General features: G+C 33.5%; 20 protein-coding genes. 7 read left to right on the top strand and 13 right to left on the bottom strand.

All coding sequences use genetic code 11. The features are described 5' to 3' along the window. Positions 1-607: 607 nt before the first annotated feature. The 3 genes from ACFSQ0_RS07100 to ACFSQ0_RS07090 are packed head-to-tail and all read right to left on the bottom strand — an operon-like array spanning position 608 to position 3289. Positions 608-1330, bottom strand: coding sequence for a head GIN domain-containing protein (locus ACFSQ0_RS07100; protein WP_379046189.1), 723 nt, complete (start codon positions 1328-1330; stop codon positions 608-610). A gap of 2 nt (positions 1331-1332) precedes the next feature. Next, on the bottom strand, positions 1333-2955 hold the full coding sequence (locus ACFSQ0_RS07095) for a PspC domain-containing protein (protein WP_379046186.1): 1623 nt from the start codon (positions 2953-2955) through the stop codon (positions 1333-1335). Further along, complete coding sequence (locus ACFSQ0_RS07090; protein WP_379046183.1) at positions 2948-3289, bottom strand: PadR family transcriptional regulator; 342 nt, start codon at positions 3287-3289, stop codon at positions 2948-2950. The genes ACFSQ0_RS07095 and ACFSQ0_RS07090 overlap by 8 nt, the downstream gene beginning before the upstream one ends. A 153-nt stretch (positions 3290-3442) precedes the next feature. Here ACFSQ0_RS07090 and ACFSQ0_RS07085 point away from each other — a divergent pair, with 153 nt between their 5' ends. Together ACFSQ0_RS07085 and ACFSQ0_RS07080 are read left to right on the top strand one after the other, a co-directional pair. Beyond that, positions 3443-3892: a DUF4442 domain-containing protein gene (locus ACFSQ0_RS07085; RefSeq protein WP_379046180.1), complete on the top strand. Its 450-nt coding sequence runs from the start codon at positions 3443-3445 to the stop codon at positions 3890-3892. Between the two features lie 109 nt (positions 3893-4001). Beyond that, positions 4002-4196, top strand: a complete 195-nt coding sequence (locus tag ACFSQ0_RS07080) for a hypothetical protein (RefSeq protein ID WP_379046177.1) — start codon at positions 4002-4004, stop codon at positions 4194-4196. Between the two features lie 51 nt (positions 4197-4247). On the opposite strand, the gene ACFSQ0_RS07075 is transcribed toward ACFSQ0_RS07080, so the two are convergent. From ACFSQ0_RS07075 to ACFSQ0_RS07045, 7 genes are all read right to left on the bottom strand, one after another. Further along, positions 4248-5189, bottom strand: coding sequence for a LysR substrate-binding domain-containing protein (locus ACFSQ0_RS07075; protein WP_379046175.1), 942 nt, complete (start codon positions 5187-5189; stop codon positions 4248-4250). A 97-nt stretch (positions 5190-5286) separates the two neighbouring features. Then, positions 5287-6483, bottom strand: a complete 1197-nt coding sequence (locus ACFSQ0_RS07070; protein ID WP_379046173.1) for a DUF58 domain-containing protein — start codon at positions 6481-6483, stop codon at positions 5287-5289. 138 nt (positions 6484-6621) lie between these two features. Continuing rightward, positions 6622-7623 (bottom strand): AAA family ATPase, encoded by a 1002-nt coding sequence (locus ACFSQ0_RS07065; RefSeq protein WP_379046170.1) that lies wholly within the window; start codon positions 7621-7623, stop codon positions 6622-6624. Next, complete coding sequence (locus ACFSQ0_RS07060; protein WP_379046167.1) at positions 7595-8821, bottom strand: DUF4350 domain-containing protein; 1227 nt, start codon at positions 8819-8821, stop codon at positions 7595-7597. Before ACFSQ0_RS07060 ends, ACFSQ0_RS07065 begins: the two co-directional genes overlap by 29 nt. Next, complete coding sequence (locus ACFSQ0_RS07055; RefSeq protein ID WP_379046164.1) at positions 8811-9614, bottom strand: DUF4129 domain-containing protein; 804 nt, start codon at positions 9612-9614, stop codon at positions 8811-8813. The genes ACFSQ0_RS07060 and ACFSQ0_RS07055 overlap by 11 nt, the downstream gene beginning before the upstream one ends. Positions 9615-9623: 9 nt before the next feature. Further along, positions 9624-10511 (bottom strand): hypothetical protein, encoded by an 888-nt coding sequence (locus ACFSQ0_RS07050; protein WP_379046161.1) that lies wholly within the window; start codon positions 10509-10511, stop codon positions 9624-9626. Further along, positions 10483-11469, bottom strand: coding sequence for a stage II sporulation protein M (locus ACFSQ0_RS07045; protein ID WP_379046158.1), 987 nt, complete (start codon positions 11467-11469; stop codon positions 10483-10485). The genes ACFSQ0_RS07050 and ACFSQ0_RS07045 overlap by 29 nt, the downstream gene beginning before the upstream one ends. 32 nt (positions 11470-11501) lie before the next feature. On the opposite strand from ACFSQ0_RS07045, the gene ACFSQ0_RS07040 reads away from it, so the two are divergent. Beyond that, the gene (locus tag ACFSQ0_RS07040; RefSeq protein WP_379046155.1) at positions 11502-12215 is read left to right on the top strand and encodes an RDD family protein; all 714 of its coding nucleotides are present in this window, start codon (positions 11502-11504) and stop codon (positions 12213-12215) included. A gap of 1 nt (position 12216) precedes the next feature. Beyond that, entirely contained in the window at positions 12217-12837 is a 621-nt protein-coding gene (locus ACFSQ0_RS07035) for a trimeric intracellular cation channel family protein (RefSeq protein WP_379046152.1), read from the top strand. Here the strand turns inward: ACFSQ0_RS07035 and ACFSQ0_RS07030 are convergent. Further along, a complete protein-coding gene (locus ACFSQ0_RS07030; RefSeq protein WP_379046149.1) occupies positions 12834-13577 on the bottom strand; it encodes a peptidylprolyl isomerase in 744 nt (247 codons plus the stop codon). The genes ACFSQ0_RS07035 and ACFSQ0_RS07030 overlap by 4 nt on opposite strands. On the opposite strand from ACFSQ0_RS07030, the gene ACFSQ0_RS07025 reads away from it, so the two are divergent. Both ACFSQ0_RS07025 and ACFSQ0_RS07020 read left to right on the top strand, forming a co-directional pair. Next, complete coding sequence (locus ACFSQ0_RS07025) at positions 13571-14212, top strand: NUDIX hydrolase (RefSeq protein ID WP_379046146.1); 642 nt, start codon at positions 13571-13573, stop codon at positions 14210-14212. The two genes, ACFSQ0_RS07030 and ACFSQ0_RS07025, sit on opposite strands and share 7 nt — an antisense overlap. 46 nt (positions 14213-14258) lie before the next feature. Continuing rightward, a complete protein-coding gene (locus tag ACFSQ0_RS07020; RefSeq protein ID WP_379046143.1) occupies positions 14259-15074 on the top strand; it encodes a lysophospholipid acyltransferase family protein in 816 nt (271 codons plus the stop codon). A gap of 125 nt (positions 15075-15199) precedes the next feature. Here the strand turns inward: ACFSQ0_RS07020 and ACFSQ0_RS07015 are convergent, their stop codons facing one another. Both ACFSQ0_RS07015 and ACFSQ0_RS07010 read right to left on the bottom strand, forming a co-directional pair. Further along, the gene (locus tag ACFSQ0_RS07015; RefSeq protein ID WP_379046140.1) at positions 15200-15820 is read right to left on the bottom strand and encodes a hypothetical protein; all 621 of its coding nucleotides are present in this window, start codon (positions 15818-15820) and stop codon (positions 15200-15202) included. 1 nt (position 15821) lies between these two features. Beyond that, on the bottom strand, positions 15822-16316 hold the full coding sequence (locus ACFSQ0_RS07010; RefSeq protein ID WP_379046137.1) for an RNA polymerase sigma factor: 495 nt from the start codon (positions 16314-16316) through the stop codon (positions 15822-15824). A gap of 122 nt (positions 16317-16438) precedes the next feature. Between ACFSQ0_RS07010 and ACFSQ0_RS07005 the strand changes: the two genes are divergently transcribed. Then, entirely contained in the window at positions 16439-17719 is a 1281-nt protein-coding gene (locus ACFSQ0_RS07005; RefSeq protein WP_379046134.1) for an NAD(P)/FAD-dependent oxidoreductase, read from the top strand. Positions 17720-17726: the final 7 nt, after the last annotated feature.

The raw sequence follows: 17726 nt of genomic DNA, 5'->3' as shown, positions 1-17726 counted from the left end.
CGCAGATGGTACTGCTATTTTGTGGGAGAGTATGTCGCCGCCTTTTTTTAAAGCACTTATCGAAAGATAGGTGCTTTTTTTTTGTTTATAAAAGTAAGTAGTTCTCGAATCGTTTTAAGCTCTTGGGGCTCATATCCACTGGTTTTTTATACTACGTCTTAGTGGCTTTTGCTTAAAGGAGGTTATAGAATAAATGACCAGCTTTTTTTAAGTGCTAAAGGATCATTAGCTTTAGCCCAGCTTAGGCTTAATACTTAATAAACCGATAACAACAATTCAGCTGTTGTGTATGGCTTATAAAAACCGACTAGGTTGAATGATGCGTTTGTAGTTTTTGCGTTAGGGATAGAGCGGCTTGTTTAAGCTCTTGCGGGGCCTATGCCCGCAAAGCGAGTAGCGATAGCCCGACCTTTTTTCTATAAAAAGGGAACGCCATTATAAGAATTACCCCAATTTTATAAGCTGGCATAACAAATTATAATTGTGAGACCTTTATGGATTAGGATAGAATTTAAGCAAGTTGTATACGAATACCATTTGTGAAATTACTTTAAAAAAAAATCTGCCAAAGCAGATTTTTAAATCAATATCATTCACGTAGTCAATTTTATTTAACGGCATTTATGTTTCCTCCGCTGCTAGTGTTTTTATTTAATTTTTTGGGTGCTCCAATATAGGTTATATTACCTCCGCTTGAAGCTTCTGCTGTAAGTTCGTTATTCACTTGAATTTTGATGTTTGCACCTGAACTGGCTACTGTTTTAGCGTTTTTGACAGTTAGGTGTTCGGCATTGAGATTTGAACCACTACTTGCTATACAATTTAAAAAATCAACGTTTCCTCTTAAATTTGCGTTTGCGCCGCTGCTTAATCCTAAGTTTAAACTATCGGTATTAATCTGGGCTTTTGTCAAGGATCCGCTGGCCAGGGACAAATTAAGCTTTCCAGTATTGACGGATTTAGAATTACAGTATAATTTTATTCCGCTACCGGTTTCTATATTTTCTAATTCTTTTTTATGGAAAATGGTAATTTCTTTTCTATCGGCAACTCCAATATTGTTCTTCGCACTTACCACTAAATTATTTTTTTCTAGTTTGTGAGTGAAAAGGTCTATTAAATTTTGGTTTGCTACAATATGGATTGAATTTTTTTCTGCCTGCTTTAATTTAACATCCCAACCGTTTGAAAGACTTATGCTAATAAAATCTTTTTTTAATTCAATCGTTTTATCATTCACGGGTCCTTCTCCTTTAACTCCAGTCTTTAAGTTACAAGAAAAACAAAACAACAGTCCAATTAAGAGTACAGAGTAAAGTAAATTTTTCATAATTAATGGTTTTTGTTTTTTGAAATGGTGTCAGTATTTGAAGAATTTTTTTTCAATTGGGTAGTATTTTCATTACAATTTATACAAATTAATTGATTATCAATTAATTTTAAATATTTTTCTTCTTCTCCTGCGTGTAATAAATCATTTTTCCAATTTGGATTTAAATGAAAACTTTGGGTGTTTTTATCGGCGAACAGAATCATATTTTCAGGCATATATAGATGAATCTCTAATTTTTGCTGAGCGTGTTTTTCATTTAAATTTGCTGTAAAAAAGCTATCCAGGTATAAATGCTTTTTACTTAGGTCTAGATTGTATTCTATAGCTTTTGCTTTTTCAATTGCTTTTAAGTGATTTGTGGCGTGTGCTTTTTTTATAATTTTTACTTTTGGGATGCTGTCGTAGGATTTTTTAACGATAAGGTTAATGTCTTTAGAAAAAATAAAACGATCTCCTTCGTTATTTGTTCTTATTTCTAAACCGCGTTCATGTTGAATAGTTTCATTTAAATACGGATGTCCTTTCATTGAAACATAAAGTGTATCTGAAGATTTTAGATTTAGGTCTTTTGTAGTGATGTACTCCTGACTAATTACTTGCTTGCTTACTTGTCTTAGCCCTAGAAATACTGTCGTGAAAATTGCTAAAAGCCAAAGTATTAGTAGACTATATTTTGTTGTACTACCAACATTTGTTTTTTGTTTTCGGCATATTTTTATTCCCAGAATGAGTAGGGCAATTAAAGGAATTCCTATTATAATATACACTGTAAGGGAGGCTAACCAAATGGGTAACCCAATATCGGCTAATTCAACGTAAGAAAACCATTGCGCTTCTTGAAATCCAAATACCAATATGCTTATTAGTGTGAAAGTTAAAGCAACTAATCCTAAACTAGTGACGGTTATTAGAATGTAGCCTAATATATGTGCTAATATTTTAAAAGTATTTTTAATTCCTGAACCTAATTTTTCAAAAAAAACACTGCTTTTTTTTCGAGCTTTGTGACTTAAATCTTTGTAATCAACATCCTTAAGTTTATCTGAGACTTGATTAAATTTTTCTTTCACTTGTTTTTCAATGTTGCTTATGTTTACTTGTTCACCAATCATGTGTAAACGTTGTGTAGCCGATTTAGCCTCAGGAATAAAAATCCATAATGCAATATAAACCAAGACTACAGTACCAAAAGAAGCAATGGCCAATGCAATGAATAGCAATCTAAACCAAATAGCATCTATTTTAAAGTAATGCTCAAGTCCCGCGCATATACCCCCTACGTATCCATTTATGGTGTCTCTATACAATTTTTTTATGGGTTTTTCGCTAGGTTCAGATTGTTGTTGATTTTCTTCAGGATCAATTTGGTAATCTTCGGGTTGTCCCATTACCTTTATAATTTGCTCAATATCATCAACGCTAATAATTCGACCGGTTGTTTTTTGATTTTCAATAAGTAGTTCTGCGATTCGGTTTTCAATATCACTAATTATTTCTTCACATCCAGGGGTGTTTTTAAAAGTGTTCTTTATGCTATCAAGATATTTTTTTAATATTAAGTAAGCAGGCTCGTCGATATGAAATAGGATTCCGCCTAGGTTTATGTTGATGGTTTTATTCATAGCTATTGTTTTTGTTTGTAATTGTATTTACTGCTTTTTGTAAGTTATCCCAAGTAGAGGCTAATTCTTCTAGAAATACAGCCCCTTTTGTTGTAAGTATGTAATATTTTCGTGGAGGGCCACCAGTTGACTCTTCCCAGCGATAGGTTAACAAGTCAGCATTTTTTAACCGATTGAGTAATGGATAAATTGTACCTTCCACTACAATTAGTTGCGCCGTTTTTAGATTTTCAAGAATTTCTGCAACATAGGAATCTCTTTCTTTCAATATAGATAAGATGCAATATTCAAGAACACCTTTGCGCATTTGGGCTTTGGTGTTTTCAATTTTCATAATTTAAATCTGTTACTTTCATTAGAATTTTACTTTTATTGTTATGCAAATATATATATAAAAGATAGTAGTTTGCAATACATAGTAGTAAAATTAACATTTTGCAGAAACTTTAATTCGCTGAATTTTTATTATTTTCGAAAAAAGGAAATAATGCTCACCCCTAACAAGATAAATTTCTATACTTTTTTTAAGTTGCCAGCCGCTTGGTGGTCTGGGGTGCGAGTAGCTATCTTAACCTCTAAGACTTGCACAACTTATGTACGGTATGGTTGGCGAAATCAGAATCCATTTAGGTCGATGTATTTTGCAGTTCAAGCGATGGCAGCCGAATTGAGTACTGGAGCCTTAATATTGAAACACCTAGAGGAAAAAGACTTAAAGGTTAGTATGTTGGTTTTAGGTATGAAATCAAAATACTATAAGAAGGCGATAGGTAAAATAAAATTTATTTGCTTAGATGGCGATAAAATAAACCATAGCCTGTTGGGTTTAGAAGAAAAAAAATCTAAGTGCACGTGCATCTTAGAATCCAATGCCTATAATGAAAGTGGAGATTTGGTGGCTAGTTTTGAATTTGAGTGGACTTTTAAATTAAAATAAATTCTTGCATTGGCTAGTGGTTTTGGGATAATTTGTTTATCTTTAATTTAAATCTCTAAACAATCAAGCCTATTGATGATATTTTTACTTGTCTTTAAAAAGTTATATCATGTCTAAATCCATGTTTGATTATACAAAAATGATCTTGAATAAGGTTAGCTTTGATCCGGTGCTTTTTTGTAAAGAAGTACAAAAAGCTGTTTCTAGATTATTACCCCATGAAATCGAGGAGCTAAGAAATTTTATTTTGAGCATCGCCTTGCAAAAACCAGAATTAAAACAATCTTTAATCTACTTAGATTAGTAAGTTGGAATAAACTGTAATAGATTGCCTAGAAAAGCAATTTATTACAGTTTATTTTTTATGTATGGGACTAATAATCTTAACATCTTGAAATTGTATTGCTCCTTTAATGATACCACTTATTACTTGTTGTAAAGCATCAATTATTTGCATTTTTAATTCACTTTTATAGTAAATTAAGCTAATGGCTCTTACGGGAACGGGTTCTTTAAACATTTTTAGATTATCTTTTTCAGATTCACGAAGTTTTAAACTATGCAGGTAGGGAATTAGCGTCATTCCTAAGCCTTCATTGGCTAGACTGATTAAAGTTTCGAAACTCCCGCTTTGTAGTTGGTAGTTTTTCAGATCATTTCGTTGTGAAGTTTTGCACAGATTTAAAACACTTTCTTTAAAACAATGACCGTCTTCGAGTAATAAAACTTCATCTATATCTAATTGATCGGCTAAAATATTTTCGTGTTCATGTATTTTATGATCTTTGGGTGCATAAGCCACAAACGGTTCGTAATATAAAACACGTTCGATTATATTTTCTTGCTCTAGGGGGGTGGCTGCAATTGCCGCATCTAAATGGCCATCTTTTAATTTCTTTATTATAGCCGATGTGTGTAATTCTTCAATTTTTAATTTTAGTTTACTGTATTTTTGTGTAAAAGATTTTAAAAACATAGGCAATAGGGTGGGGGTGACCGTCGGTATTACCCCGAGCCTAAATTCACCGCCAATAAATCCTTTTTGTTGATCTACAATATCCTGTATGCGATCACTTTCATTGACTATATTTCTAGCTTGTTGAACAATTTTTCGCCCCACCTCTGTTAACTCAATAGGTTTCTTGCTACGGTCAAATATCTGAACTTCAAGTTCTTCTTCTAATTTTTGAATTTGCATACTTAATGTAGGCTGCGTTACAAAAACCTTTTGTGCGGCCTTAGTAAAGTTTTTATGTTCGGCTACAGCCAATACATAGTGAAGTTGGGTAATCGTCATGGCAAGAATATTAAATAACTAATCAAAATCTATAAAAAAAATCTATAAGTAGCAAATTTAATATTTTTAACTCTTATAGATATAGTTTCTGTTATTTTTATAACAAATGTTTGGCTTTGATTTCTAAATACTTGTTGATAGTATTAATACTTAAATTTTGTGGATTAGTTAAAATGCATTGAATTCCGTGTTTGGTTAATTCGATTTGCATTTGCTTTTTTTCCTGTATAAACTGAGCAGCAATGGTTTGCTCATAAATTTCACCTAAGTTTAAAGCTCTAATTTTTTGAAATTTGTGAAGTTCTGAGTTATTAAAAAAGATAACCACTAAGACGTGTTTTTTGTTTAGCGCCTTTAAATAGGGTAATTGCCGTTCTAGTGCAGAAATATGTTCAAAATTAGTGTACATTAGCAATAAACTGCGCTGATTTATTTTTCTTGATATGTGTGCGTAAAGAGCACTAATGTCACTGTCACGAAAATTGGTGTTTATACCATATAGCCTTTCTAAAATCTGTTGTAACTGCTGCTTCGTATTTTTTGCAGGCAAATTAACTTTTATCTTGTCTTCATAGGTAATTAAACCAACCTTATCTTTTTTCTTGAGTGCAATATTGCTTAAGGCTAAGCTGCTGTTTATGGCATAATCAAGCAATTGTAATCCGCTAAAAGGCATTTTCATCACACGGCTAGTATCTATAACACAATAAACAGGTTGTGATTTTTCATCTTGATATTGGTTTACCATTATTTGGTCTTGCTTGGCAGTAGCTTTCCAATTGATACTTCGAATATCGTCTCCTATTACATATTCTTTTATTTGTTCAAATTCAAGGGTATGACCAATACGCCTAATTTTTTTAAGTCCTAAATGGGCATACTTGCTTTGTAACGCAATAAAATCATATTTTTTCATCTGTTGAATAGAGGGGTAGACCTTAACCGTTTGATTTTGGGCAAACCGAAATCTTTTTTTGATTAAGCCAATAGGACTAACTACAAAAATATTTATAGCTCCAAATTTATACACACCTCTTTGCGTTGGTAATAAACTATAATTTAAAAAAATGTGTTCTTTGGGGCCGATTTCTACTTGTTCATAAAAGTCTCTTTTCTGAAACTGAAAGGGTATCTCATCTATAACCGATATATTAATTTTAAAACTGTAAAGACTTTTTATTTTTATCTGCACTTTATTTATGTCGCCATTTGACAATTTATCGCTAAGTAGTCTTTTAGCTTCAATAGAATTATGACCTTGATAATGCAATAACCCATCAGTTAATACAATCAAGAAAAAAGCTAAAGTGAATAACCAGGTTATAGGATACAAAATGCTAATCCAATAGCTTATAAAAAAGCAGAAGACCAAACAAATAATAATATAAAAAAAGCGGTTGCTTAAATACAAAGCGCCAAAGAACTCACGCATTTACCTGGGTATTTCTGTTGATTGTACAATCATGTCTATTACATGCTTGGGAGAAAGCCCTTCCATTTCTCGTTCTGGCATTAAAATTATACGATGTCCTAGCACAGGCTCTAAAACACGTTTTACATCTTCGGGCATTACAAAATCTCGGTTTTGAATGGCCGCTAAAGCCTTTGAAGCTTGCATAATGGCTAATGATGCTCTAGGGGATGCCCCTAAAAACAAATGACTATGGCTGCGCGTCTTGTGAACAATTTCAGCGATATATTTAACAATTTTTGTCTCAAGTTTTATTTCCTGTAGTTGTGTTTTTAAATTGCTTAAAACCTGTGGATTAAGTACTGGATTAATAAGCGTTTCTGGCTGTTTTTCTTTGCGGATATGATGGCTTTCAATAATTTTGATTTCGTCTTCTAAACTAGGGTAATCTACTTTTATTTTAAATAAAAATCGATCTAATTGGGCCTCAGGTAGAGCATAGGTTCCTTCTTGCTCTACAGGATTTTGAGTAGCTAAGACCATAAACGGATGCGTTAATTCATAAACCTCACCATCCATACTTACTTGCCTCTCTTCCATAACCTCAAAAAGGGCGGCCTGAGTTTTAGCCGGTGCCCTATTGATTTCATCAATCAAAACAATATTAGAGAAAATAGGTCCTTTTTTAAATTCAAATGCATCACGTTTGGCATTTAAAATTGAGGTACCCAAAACATCACTAGGCATCAAATCTGGTGTAAACTGAATTCGACTAAAATTAGTGTTTATGGTTTTGGCGAATAATTTAGCGGTAATAGTTTTTGCAATACCGGGTACACCTTCAATTAAAATATGCCCATTGGCTAATAGACCCACAATTAATAACTCAATAAAATCTTCTTGACCAACGATTACTTGATTAAGTTGAGTTTTAATAGCTTTTACCGATTCATTTAAATCTTCGAGCGGTATACGCGAATTGAAGTCTAATGTTTTATTCTCTATGCTTTTGTTCTCTTCCATGGTAATTCAATTTAAAATAATAGATTAGTTTGTATACTTTCTCCAGTTCTTCTGCACTGCAAATACTTTGATTTTTATAGGTGTTCAATCGATTAATTAAGTGCTCACATTCCTCAATGCTAGTTCCTGTTTTGGCTGCCATTTGTTTTAAATTAGGGCAATCTACAGCTGTAAATATAATGTGCAATTCTTCTCGTAGCCAAGAGTAGAAATAATTGATTTGTTTTTTTACTATTTCTTGGTGTTCTTGCTTTTCTAGATATATACCCGCAATGGTTTTTGTGTAATTATAGGTTTGATTGGTTAAAACCGGTAAAATAGGTATACTTCTTTGTGTGCGTTTGCCTTTAAAAATAACAAATAAGATTAGGCCTAATAGTATAAAATAATAGCTCCACTTTAAATGTTTGTTTTCTAAAAATACATAAAGTAAAGAGGTGTTGGCAATGGTTTTATTTGTAGAATAGTGATTATCCCAATACAGCTTATTTTTTAAATTCAATTGGGTTAATACTGAATTGGTATAGTACTGATTTTCTTTTTTATCCAATAAAAAATAATTGGTAAAAACATGGGGTGCCAAGTGTAGTAGTAACCTACCTTTTTCATGCTTAATTGCTATAAAGTTTACAAACCGCTTTGGATCCTTAGACTCATAAAAAGCTTTTCCTAAAGTTGTATAGGTTAACGAATCGGGTTTTGAAAAATACCGAATAGGGGTATCCCGATTAAATTGGGCAAAACCTGCCCTATCTTCTGGTTTGGTTGTTTCATAGCGCGGAAAGTGTAATAGAGCATCTGATTTAATCTCACTTTTTATTTTTAAATTTAGAGTGTCTAAAAAGCCTTGGCCAAAATTATAAGCGCTTAAAAAAGCAGTGTTGCCCTTGGCTACCCAATTTAATAACTTTTTGGTTTCAGCCTTTTCAAATGGCAAGTTATTAGCAATATAAATCGACTGTTCTTTTTTCGATTCTTTATCTTGTAAAAATTCAAATACCGAAGTGTTTATCTCTTCAAACGAATCAGCTTGTTTTTTTAATTCTTGATAGGTAATAAAAGTACCAAAAGGAATTTTATCTAATTTAGATAGCGTTGAAGTCCAATTTACAGGTGGCTTTTTTGTGCTTTCTAAAAAAATTAAAGCGCTAAGTATAATTAGTAAACTTACCAGAAGTGTTTTCTCTCTATTTTTCATCTTCTAGTGGTTTTAAATATTCTAAAATGGCTATAAATGTATCTTCAGCTTTACGGAATTGCTCTAGGTTTATTTCAAAGTTTCCATACCAGATATAATCATATAACCGAGTAGCTTCTTTAAATAGAAGATGTAAATTATTGTTGTGTTCTAAAGAAATTAAATAGTCTTCGTTGGTTTTTTCTGGGCTGTAGGTTATTAATTTATTTTCTTGTAATTCTTTTAAAGTTTTTAAATAATAGTAGCGAGTAGCTAGCCTGTATTTTTTTTGTCGAATAGCCTCTTTTATTCGGTTTAATATAGTGTTGCTTTTAATTATTTCCTCTTCACTTTCAAAAATTACTTCTGATTGATTTTTGGCTTTAAACCAATATTGCCCTGGATTTAATTTATAAAACAACCAAATTATAAGTCCCAATAACCCTGCGCCTATTAAGAACGGATATATTCGAATTAAAACAGCCATTATACCTTGGGCACTTTCTTCACCAAATAACCATTTAAAAAAACGAATTAGAAGACCGTTAAACCAGCGTTTAATCTTACCCCAAACATCGAGACTTTCTTGATTTTCGCTATAGTCAAATGATTTATCTTTTTTATATTTTTCTAGGCTAAGACTATCTATTACTGCATACTTTTTCTCTTGTTGATTAATTCCGCCTTGAGCTAAAACAATTAGCGATTTATTATACGAATCACTAGTTAGAAATCCTATGTTTGCCCAGATCTCTATAGTAGTAAGTATAATTAGACTTGTTATGACGTATAAATGCTTTATTTTATAGGGCATTTAAAAATTTTAAAGTTGATTGATTTTTTCTAACGTCCCAGTTTGATGCTTGCGCTCGTGCAAATTAAAATAAACAAAGACCACACAAATTAATTGTATAGCATAAAAAAGATATTGCGCTGTACTACTAATTAAATTAAGTGCGATATAAACGGTATCAACCAAAGTTGTAGGATCACTAATGCTTGCCGTTTTGCTAATCAATAGGGTTTTTACAACGGTATAAATAATAAGTGGTAGCTGAAAAACAAAATTCATAAAGTAAACTAAAATAGCCATAACAAAAAGCGCTAAAAAAGAATTCCACCAATTGTTTTTTATCAATGAGAAACAGCTGCTAAAAGCTTCTCCTATTTCTTTTTCCTGAAAAGCATATACAGAAAATATTAGCGATAAAGGCACGGCAAAATAGATTCCGGGAATAACACAAGCTATTAAACCTATAATTATGATTAACCCGATTATAATTTGCATACCTAAAAAGCTAAGCCAATTTTGATTTACATTTTGTTTAATTTTGCCTAAATCTACTTGGCCGTTATTAGCAACATACGATTTGATGTAATAGTTGATAGTGGCAGTAAAGAAAGCATAGAAAACCAAGCTACTAATCAGTAATAAAAGTCCAGATAAAATAAGCCCCCCAGTTAATCCATTGGCGTTTATAAGGCTCATTCCAGTAGTACTATTATTCGCAAAATCTCCTAGACTAAAATCGCCTGCTTCGTATACATAATAACCCGTTACAGCTAGGAGTAAAATGAAATATGGACCACAGATTTGCCAAATTGCCTTAAAAAGTGATTTAAAGTTGTTACGCACAAATGAGAAAGTGTCGCTTAGTATTTCACCAATTTCTCGACTTTTTTTAAATTGGGTAATGGGTTTTGTTTGCATTGATATTTTGTTTTTTATGAAGTTGAATGGGGTAAATAATGTAATAGTAAAGAATAAGGGCAAGAGAACTTGCGATAATAAATATAGCCAAGGTGTCTGACATTTGCGTTTGTCTAGTTACAAAACCTTCTAAAAATCCGGCAATGATAAAGAAGGGTATGGTACTGATGACAATTTTAACACCCTCTTTTATTCCAAATACAAACGATTGGAGCCGGGTGTAGGTTCTAGGAAACAAAATGCTTTTTCCTACCACCAAACCTGCACAACCAGCAATTATAATTACAGCTATTTCTATGGTGCCATGAATCCAAATGGTCCTGGCCGATTCCCATAGTAAGCCTTTATCATAAAAGAAATATTGAAATGAACCTAGCATTAACGCATTTTGGGCCAAGACAAATAAGGTACCTATTCCTAGTAAAATTCCCAAAGAAAAAGCCATTAGGCCCACACGTATATTATTTAATGTAATACCCACAAACATATCTACCTCATTCATCTTTTTATAGACTGCCATAGGGTCTTGATTCTCTATATTTTCTAAAGTCATGTTTACATATGCATCTCCGAGAACTGCGCGTACAAATGCTCCATCCTCTGCAGCAGAGTACGCCCCGATGAGGCAAAACATTAGAAAAAATAGAAAAGTGAAAAGTAAATTGCGGTGATGTTTTTTAAACGATAAGGGGAATTCTTTTAAATAAAAAGAAAAAATACGACCTCGAGATTCTTTTTTGGTTTTATATATTTTTTGATGCGCTTTTATCGAAAGCTCATTTAAATAGGCTAGTGTATTACTATTGGGGTAAAAAGTTTGCGCATAGCTAAGATGATCTGTTACCTCCATATACAAGGAGGAGAGTTTATCTGGAGAAATAACCTCTTTATTATCAATAACATTTTCAAATGTTAACCATTTGTCTTTATTTTGTTTTATGAAGGCCGCTTCTCGCATAATTTATTTTATGTCTCAAAGTAACATATTTAATGGATAATTATCAAATTCAAACCGCTCAAAATGTAACCATCAACCAAAATCTAGCCAATTTGGGCGAGCGGTGCTTGGCCTATTTTATAGATTACTTGATTCTCGTTGCATATGGTATTCTTTCTTACTTGTTAATGAGTTATAGCGGGATAGGCTTTGATTATATGTGGGCTTATGTAGCCATTATCGGTTTGCCAGTTTTTTTGTATCACCTTCTTCTTGAAACTTTCAATAACGGTCAATCTTTAGGTAAAATGGCTGCCAACATAAAAGTGGTAAAATTAGATGGTAGCGCTCCAAGGTTTTCAGATTTTTTAATTCGCTGGCTTTTGCGAATTATCGATTTTTCATTGACCAGTGGTGGCCTAGCAATTTTCTGCTTTTTGTTAAATAAAAAAGGACAACGGCTGGGAGATATGGCGGCAAGAACCACAGTTATTTCAGAGCGAAAACGAGTAAGCGCACAACAATTAATTTACAGCAATGTGCCCGACACTTATGAAGTGAAATATCCAGAGGTTAGTTTGTTAGATGATAAACAGATGCAGGAAATCGGTCGAATTTTTAAAATGGCAGAAAAAAATAGGCAAGACCAAGTTCTTGAGGCTTTAAGTAAAAAAACCGCACAAATAATTGGTGTTACCCCAAGCGAAGATCCTATTAGTTTCCTAAAACAAGTAATTAAAGATTATCAATATTTTACACAAGGTTAGCATGGATTTTCAACTCTATTTAGATATTTTAGGTACTATTGCTTTTGCTATTTCGGGGGTGCTTACAGCTATGAAAAAACGTATGGATGCGTTCGGCATATTTATAATTGCCTTTATTACAGCTGTAGGAGGAGGGACACTACGTGATATTTTAATAAAAGCGCCTATAGCCTGGATGCATAACCTTACTTATTTGTATGTAATAATTGGCAGTACGCTTTTTGCAGCTATTTTTAGAGCGAAACTGATTTACTTTAGACGTTCATTATTTCTATTTGACACCATTGGTATAGGCCTTTACACCGTAATTGGTATGCAAAAGGCTATTTTGCTCGAGTTACCCGCCCCCATTTCTATAGCGGTGGGCACTATAAGCGCTTGTTTTGGTGGAGTGTTGCGCGATATTCTATGCAATGAAATTCCTGTGATTTTCCGAAAAGAAATTTATGCAACTGCCTGTATAGCTGGAGGTATTGTATACTTTGCATTAAATTATTTAGGCGTGCTGGTTAATTTTAATGCCGTAATTGCCGGTAGTGTGGTTATTGTGGTTCGTTTACTGGCCGTGATTTTTAAATTGCAATTGCCTTCTATTTATCAAGTAGATGAAGCCGGTCGTTAACGAATTACCACTGCTTTAATGAAAATATTTTTGATAGGCCATTCGCTTTGATCCACCGCTACCGCTGCAATTTTATCAACTACTTGCATTCCTTCTAGCACCTCTCCAAAAACCGTATGATCTTTATCTAGATGATGTGCTCCTCGTTGACTTTGTACTATAAAAAACTCAAAAGGAGAGGAAGCTTTGCTTACGTTTTGTTCGCTATATTTTGCAGCAGAAAAGGCACCTCGCTTGTGCGTGTATTTTTTATTGATTTCATTAGGAATTAAATAATTGCCAATTTTGGCCCTAAATTTATGCGTTTCTTGAAGGTCACTATTTCCTCCCTGAACAACAAAATCTTGTGCCACCCGATGAAAGAAACTAGAATCAAAATATCCTAATTTAACCAGACGAATAAAATTAGCGCGATGCAATGGGGTGTCGGTGAATAACCGTACCTTGATATCACCAAATTTTGTTGTAATTTTCACCAGCGTTTCGGGATTATTGATGCCATATTCTTTTAAAAAAGGTTTAAGTTCTTCTTGGGTTAAGGTTTTAATTTGATCTAAATCTGTACGCAAGTTATTTCCACCTTTAGGTATTTTAACCGCTTTAAGCAAGCTATCTCTTTTCCTCTGTTCGCGTTTTTCTTTACGGATTTGTTCCGTATCTTGTTTAACAGTAGTAGAATTATTTTTTTTACAGGCACACAGAGATAATAATAAAAAACTAAAAATAAGGCGTAATGACATTTTCTATTTTTAAAGATTCAATTTCAAAAATAAATAAAATTGAATTATTGGGTTGGGAGGCGCACGTTAAAATGATTCCAGATTTTAGAGAAAAAGAACTGAAAAGATACCCCATAAAGAAAGAAAGTCACCGTGAAGCTGCTGTGTTAATTTTGTTTTATCCTGATCAAAAAAACCAGACCAAGCTGGTGCTTATTTTACGCAAAACGTACAAAGGTGTACACTCGGCACAAGTAGGCTTTCCTGGTGGGCAGGTAGAACCTCAAGACTCTTCTCTACAAGAGACAGCCTTGCGCGAAACCCACGAAGAATTGGGTGTTTCTCCTAAAGATGTTGAAGTGATTAGTCGTTTAAGTCATTTGTACATCCCGCCTTCTAATTTTTGGGTGTACCCATTTTTAGGGATAACAACTAAAACACCCCAATTTGTAAAGCAAGAAACCGAAGTTGAAGATGTTATCGAGGTTAAACTGAGTGATTTCTTAAATGAAGACAATCAAATAAATACTTCCATTCATACCAGTTATGCCAAAAATAAGCAGGTTCCTGCCTATAGATTAAATAACCATATGGTTTGGGGAGCAACGGCAATGATGCTGAGTGAGCTTAAGATGTTATTAAAAGCGAGTCTATAAACACTTCTTTTTGTATATTTGCCCCTTGTAAAATTGAGAAATCATTATGGGATTATTCAAGAAAAATCCTTTTGGACATATATTATTTTTAAAAAAATGGCTCATTCGTATAATGGGAGCCTTAACGCATAGTCGTTATCGCGGTTTCAATGAATTACAGATTGAAGGCTCAGAAATTATTAGGCAGTTGCCCGATACTAAAGTGCTTTTTGTTTCGAACCACCAAACCTATTTTGCAGATGTTGTTGCCATGTTTCATGTTTTTAATGCTAGCTTAAGCGGAAGGGAAGACAATATTAAAAATATAGGCTACCTATGGAACCCGAAGCTCAATCTTTATTACATTGCAGCCAAAGAGACAATGAAATCTGGGCTCTTGGCTAGAGTTTTGGCTTACGCCGGATCGATATCTGTAGAACGTACTTGGCGTGCTAAAGGGCAAGAGGTGAATCGGCAGGTGAAAATGAGCGATATTACCAATATTGGGAAAGCGCTTGATGACGGATGGGTAATTACCTTTCCCCAAGGTACCACAAAACCTTGGAAACCTATTCGTAAAGGTACTGCTCATATTATTAGGAAATACCAACCCATTGTAGTGCCTATTGTGATAGATGGGTTTAGACGGTCTTTTGATAAAAAAGGTATTCGTATAAAAAAACGTAATATCTTGCAATCTATGGTAATAAAGCAACCATTAACGTTTGATTATGAAAACGATTCTGTAGAAGAGATTATTCAAAAAATTCAAATGGCGATAGAGCAAGATCCTTCTTTTCTTAAAGTTATTCCAGAAGAAGAGCTTAAAGTACAAGAAGAATTGAATGAAAAAAGACGTTGGAGTTATAAAGAAAAGGAATAAATAATAGCTGTTTTATAGGTTTTAGGCTCTGCAAATAATAAAGACTAGGGTTTCGAATTCCTGTATTACGCTATTTATGGATTTAGCTATTAAAGCGCTACCATTTTATTTTTTTTCGATTGCTTTTATAAGTCTATTTTCTTTAGATTCTCATAATTACGTTTTAGCTTACGTAAAAGAATTCCGTAAAGTAAGGTATATACAAGCCACACCAGTAATAATGCCACCCCAATAAATAAAATTCCGATGCCAATCACAATAAGCCCGTTAATCCCTGAAAGGTTTAAATCTGTTTCTGGCATGGGATATTTTAGGCTAAAGATAAAATACAATATACTACTAAGTCCCGTTGAGATAAGTATGTATATAATATAATAGCGCACTGTCATTCTAGTACGTAAAATTTTCTTCATTAAAACTCGGGTACTATCCTGTGGGGTGATTTTTTTGTAGTTATGATAAAATAAATAGATAAAAAACAGGGTTATTGCATAACTTGTAACTAGCAGGATTTGAGTAACCGTTTTAAGGTGCAGGTGGGTTACCAACTGCCAATATTCATCATCAATTAGCCAAACACTAAGTGCGCAACTCAATAAAAATTCTACAATACTAATGATAAATATGTTGCGTATGAGGCTGTTTGATCTTTTATAGACCATTTGCCTAAGCTCCTCAATTTTGTATTGTGGTAAAGCCTTTTCTTGCTTCTTCCAATCTTTTTTTAATAATTCTAATTCTTTCATTTTAGCTGCTTAGCAAACTTTTTAATTTACGTTTAATACGGGTCATTTTTACACGAGCATTGACTTGACTCACCCCTAAAGTTTCGGCGATTTCTTTATAATCTTTTCCTTCAAGGTATAGCAGCACTAAAGCTTTATCGATATCATTTAATTCTTTAATCGCGGCATACATAAACTTGATATTCTCTTCGGTTGTAGCGTCATATTCCTCAGCTTTGACTTTAAAACTAATTTCGGCTATATCTTGGGTTGCAATTCTTTTTTTTGATTTCCTATAGAGGGTGATGGCCGTGTTGAGTGACACACGATACATCCAAGTGGTAAACTTTGAATCTCCTCTAAATTTTGAGTATGCTTTCCATAATTGTATGCTTATCTCTTGAAATAAATCTTTGTGTGAGGCATCATCGTTTGTATACATCTTGCATACTTTGTGTACGATATTTTGATGCTTTTCTAGTTGCTTTAGAAATTCTTTTTCTTGAGCCTTGGTCACAGTTATTATTTATTTTGATTAGTCGATGTAATTGACAAAAAGTTACAGGTGAAAATACTAATTTATAAATTCGCTAACATTCTAATTCTTAGGATACTTTAATTTTGTGTAAATTGTGAAATATGATTGTACCTCAGACTAATTTACCTCGAGTAGTTGTTGTTGGTGGCGGTTTTGGCGGTTTACATTTGGTGAAAGAACTAAGCAAAACCAATAACTTTCAAATTGTAATGCTTGATAAGCATAATTACCATACTTTTCAGCCCCTCCTATACCAAGTTTCAACTTCTGGGTTAGAACCAGACAGTATTGCCTACCCCCTGCGTAAAACCATTATAAATACCCCCAATACTTATTTTAGATTAGCACAAGTAGAAACGGTAGATGCACGACATAAAACTTTAAAGACGAATAAGGGTAGTATAAATTTTGATTATTTGGTGATTGCAACTGGCTCTAAGACCAATTACTTTGGAAATGAAAACATAGCAAAACATGCTATGTTTATGAAAACGGTACCGCAGGCACTTAACATTCGCAGTTTGATTTTAGAAAACCTTGAACAAGCTATCATTACCTCAAACTTAGAGAAAAGAAAAAGTTTACTCAATTTTGTTATTGTTGGAGGAGGTCCTACAGGTGTAGAATTATGCGGTGCCTTGGCGGAGTTAAAGCGCGGTGTTATTCCAAAAGACTACCCTGATATGAATATGGATGAGATGCAAATTCATTTGCTTGAAGGGGCAGATCGTGTTTTACCTCCTATGAGTAAAAAAGCATCTAAAGATGCACAAATTTTTTTAGAAAATTTAGGGGTTCAAATTCACCTTGAGACTTTAGTTAAAGATTATGATGGCAAACAAGTTATCACTAATAATTCGTTGCGCTTAGAAACAGATACTTTAATTTGGAGTGCAGGGGTTACGGGTAACCCTATACCGGGTTTAGGCGATGAGGTATTGGTAAAAGGAAATCGCTATAAGGTAAACCATTTTAATCAAATTGAAGGTCACGAGTCCATTTTCGCTATAGGAGATATTGCTCAAATGAGTGCAGAGGGGTATGAAAATGGACACCCTATGGTAGCGCAACCAGCCATTCAGCAGGGCGAGCACTTAGCGAAAAACTTAGTGAATCTGGTTAAAGCCAAAACACTTATTCCGTTTAAATATAGAGATAAAGGTACCATGGCTACCATAGGAAGAAATAAAGCGGTAGTAGATTTAAAGAAAGGTAGTTTTAGTGGCTTCTTTGCTTGGTTGGTTTGGATGTTTGTGCATCTATGGTTTTTAGTAGGTTTTAGGAACCGAATTGTCACTTTCTTTAATTGGGTTTACGCCTATATTTCTTTTGATAAAGCAGCCCGGCTTATTATTAGACCATTTAAATCAGTAAAAAAATAAAGGGTAG

It is taken from the genome of Mesonia sediminis (genome assembly GCF_042684705.1).
GTDB lineage: Bacteria > Bacteroidota > Bacteroidia > Flavobacteriales > Flavobacteriaceae > Mesonia > Mesonia sediminis.
This window is presented reverse-complemented; position numbering and strand designations above follow the sequence as displayed.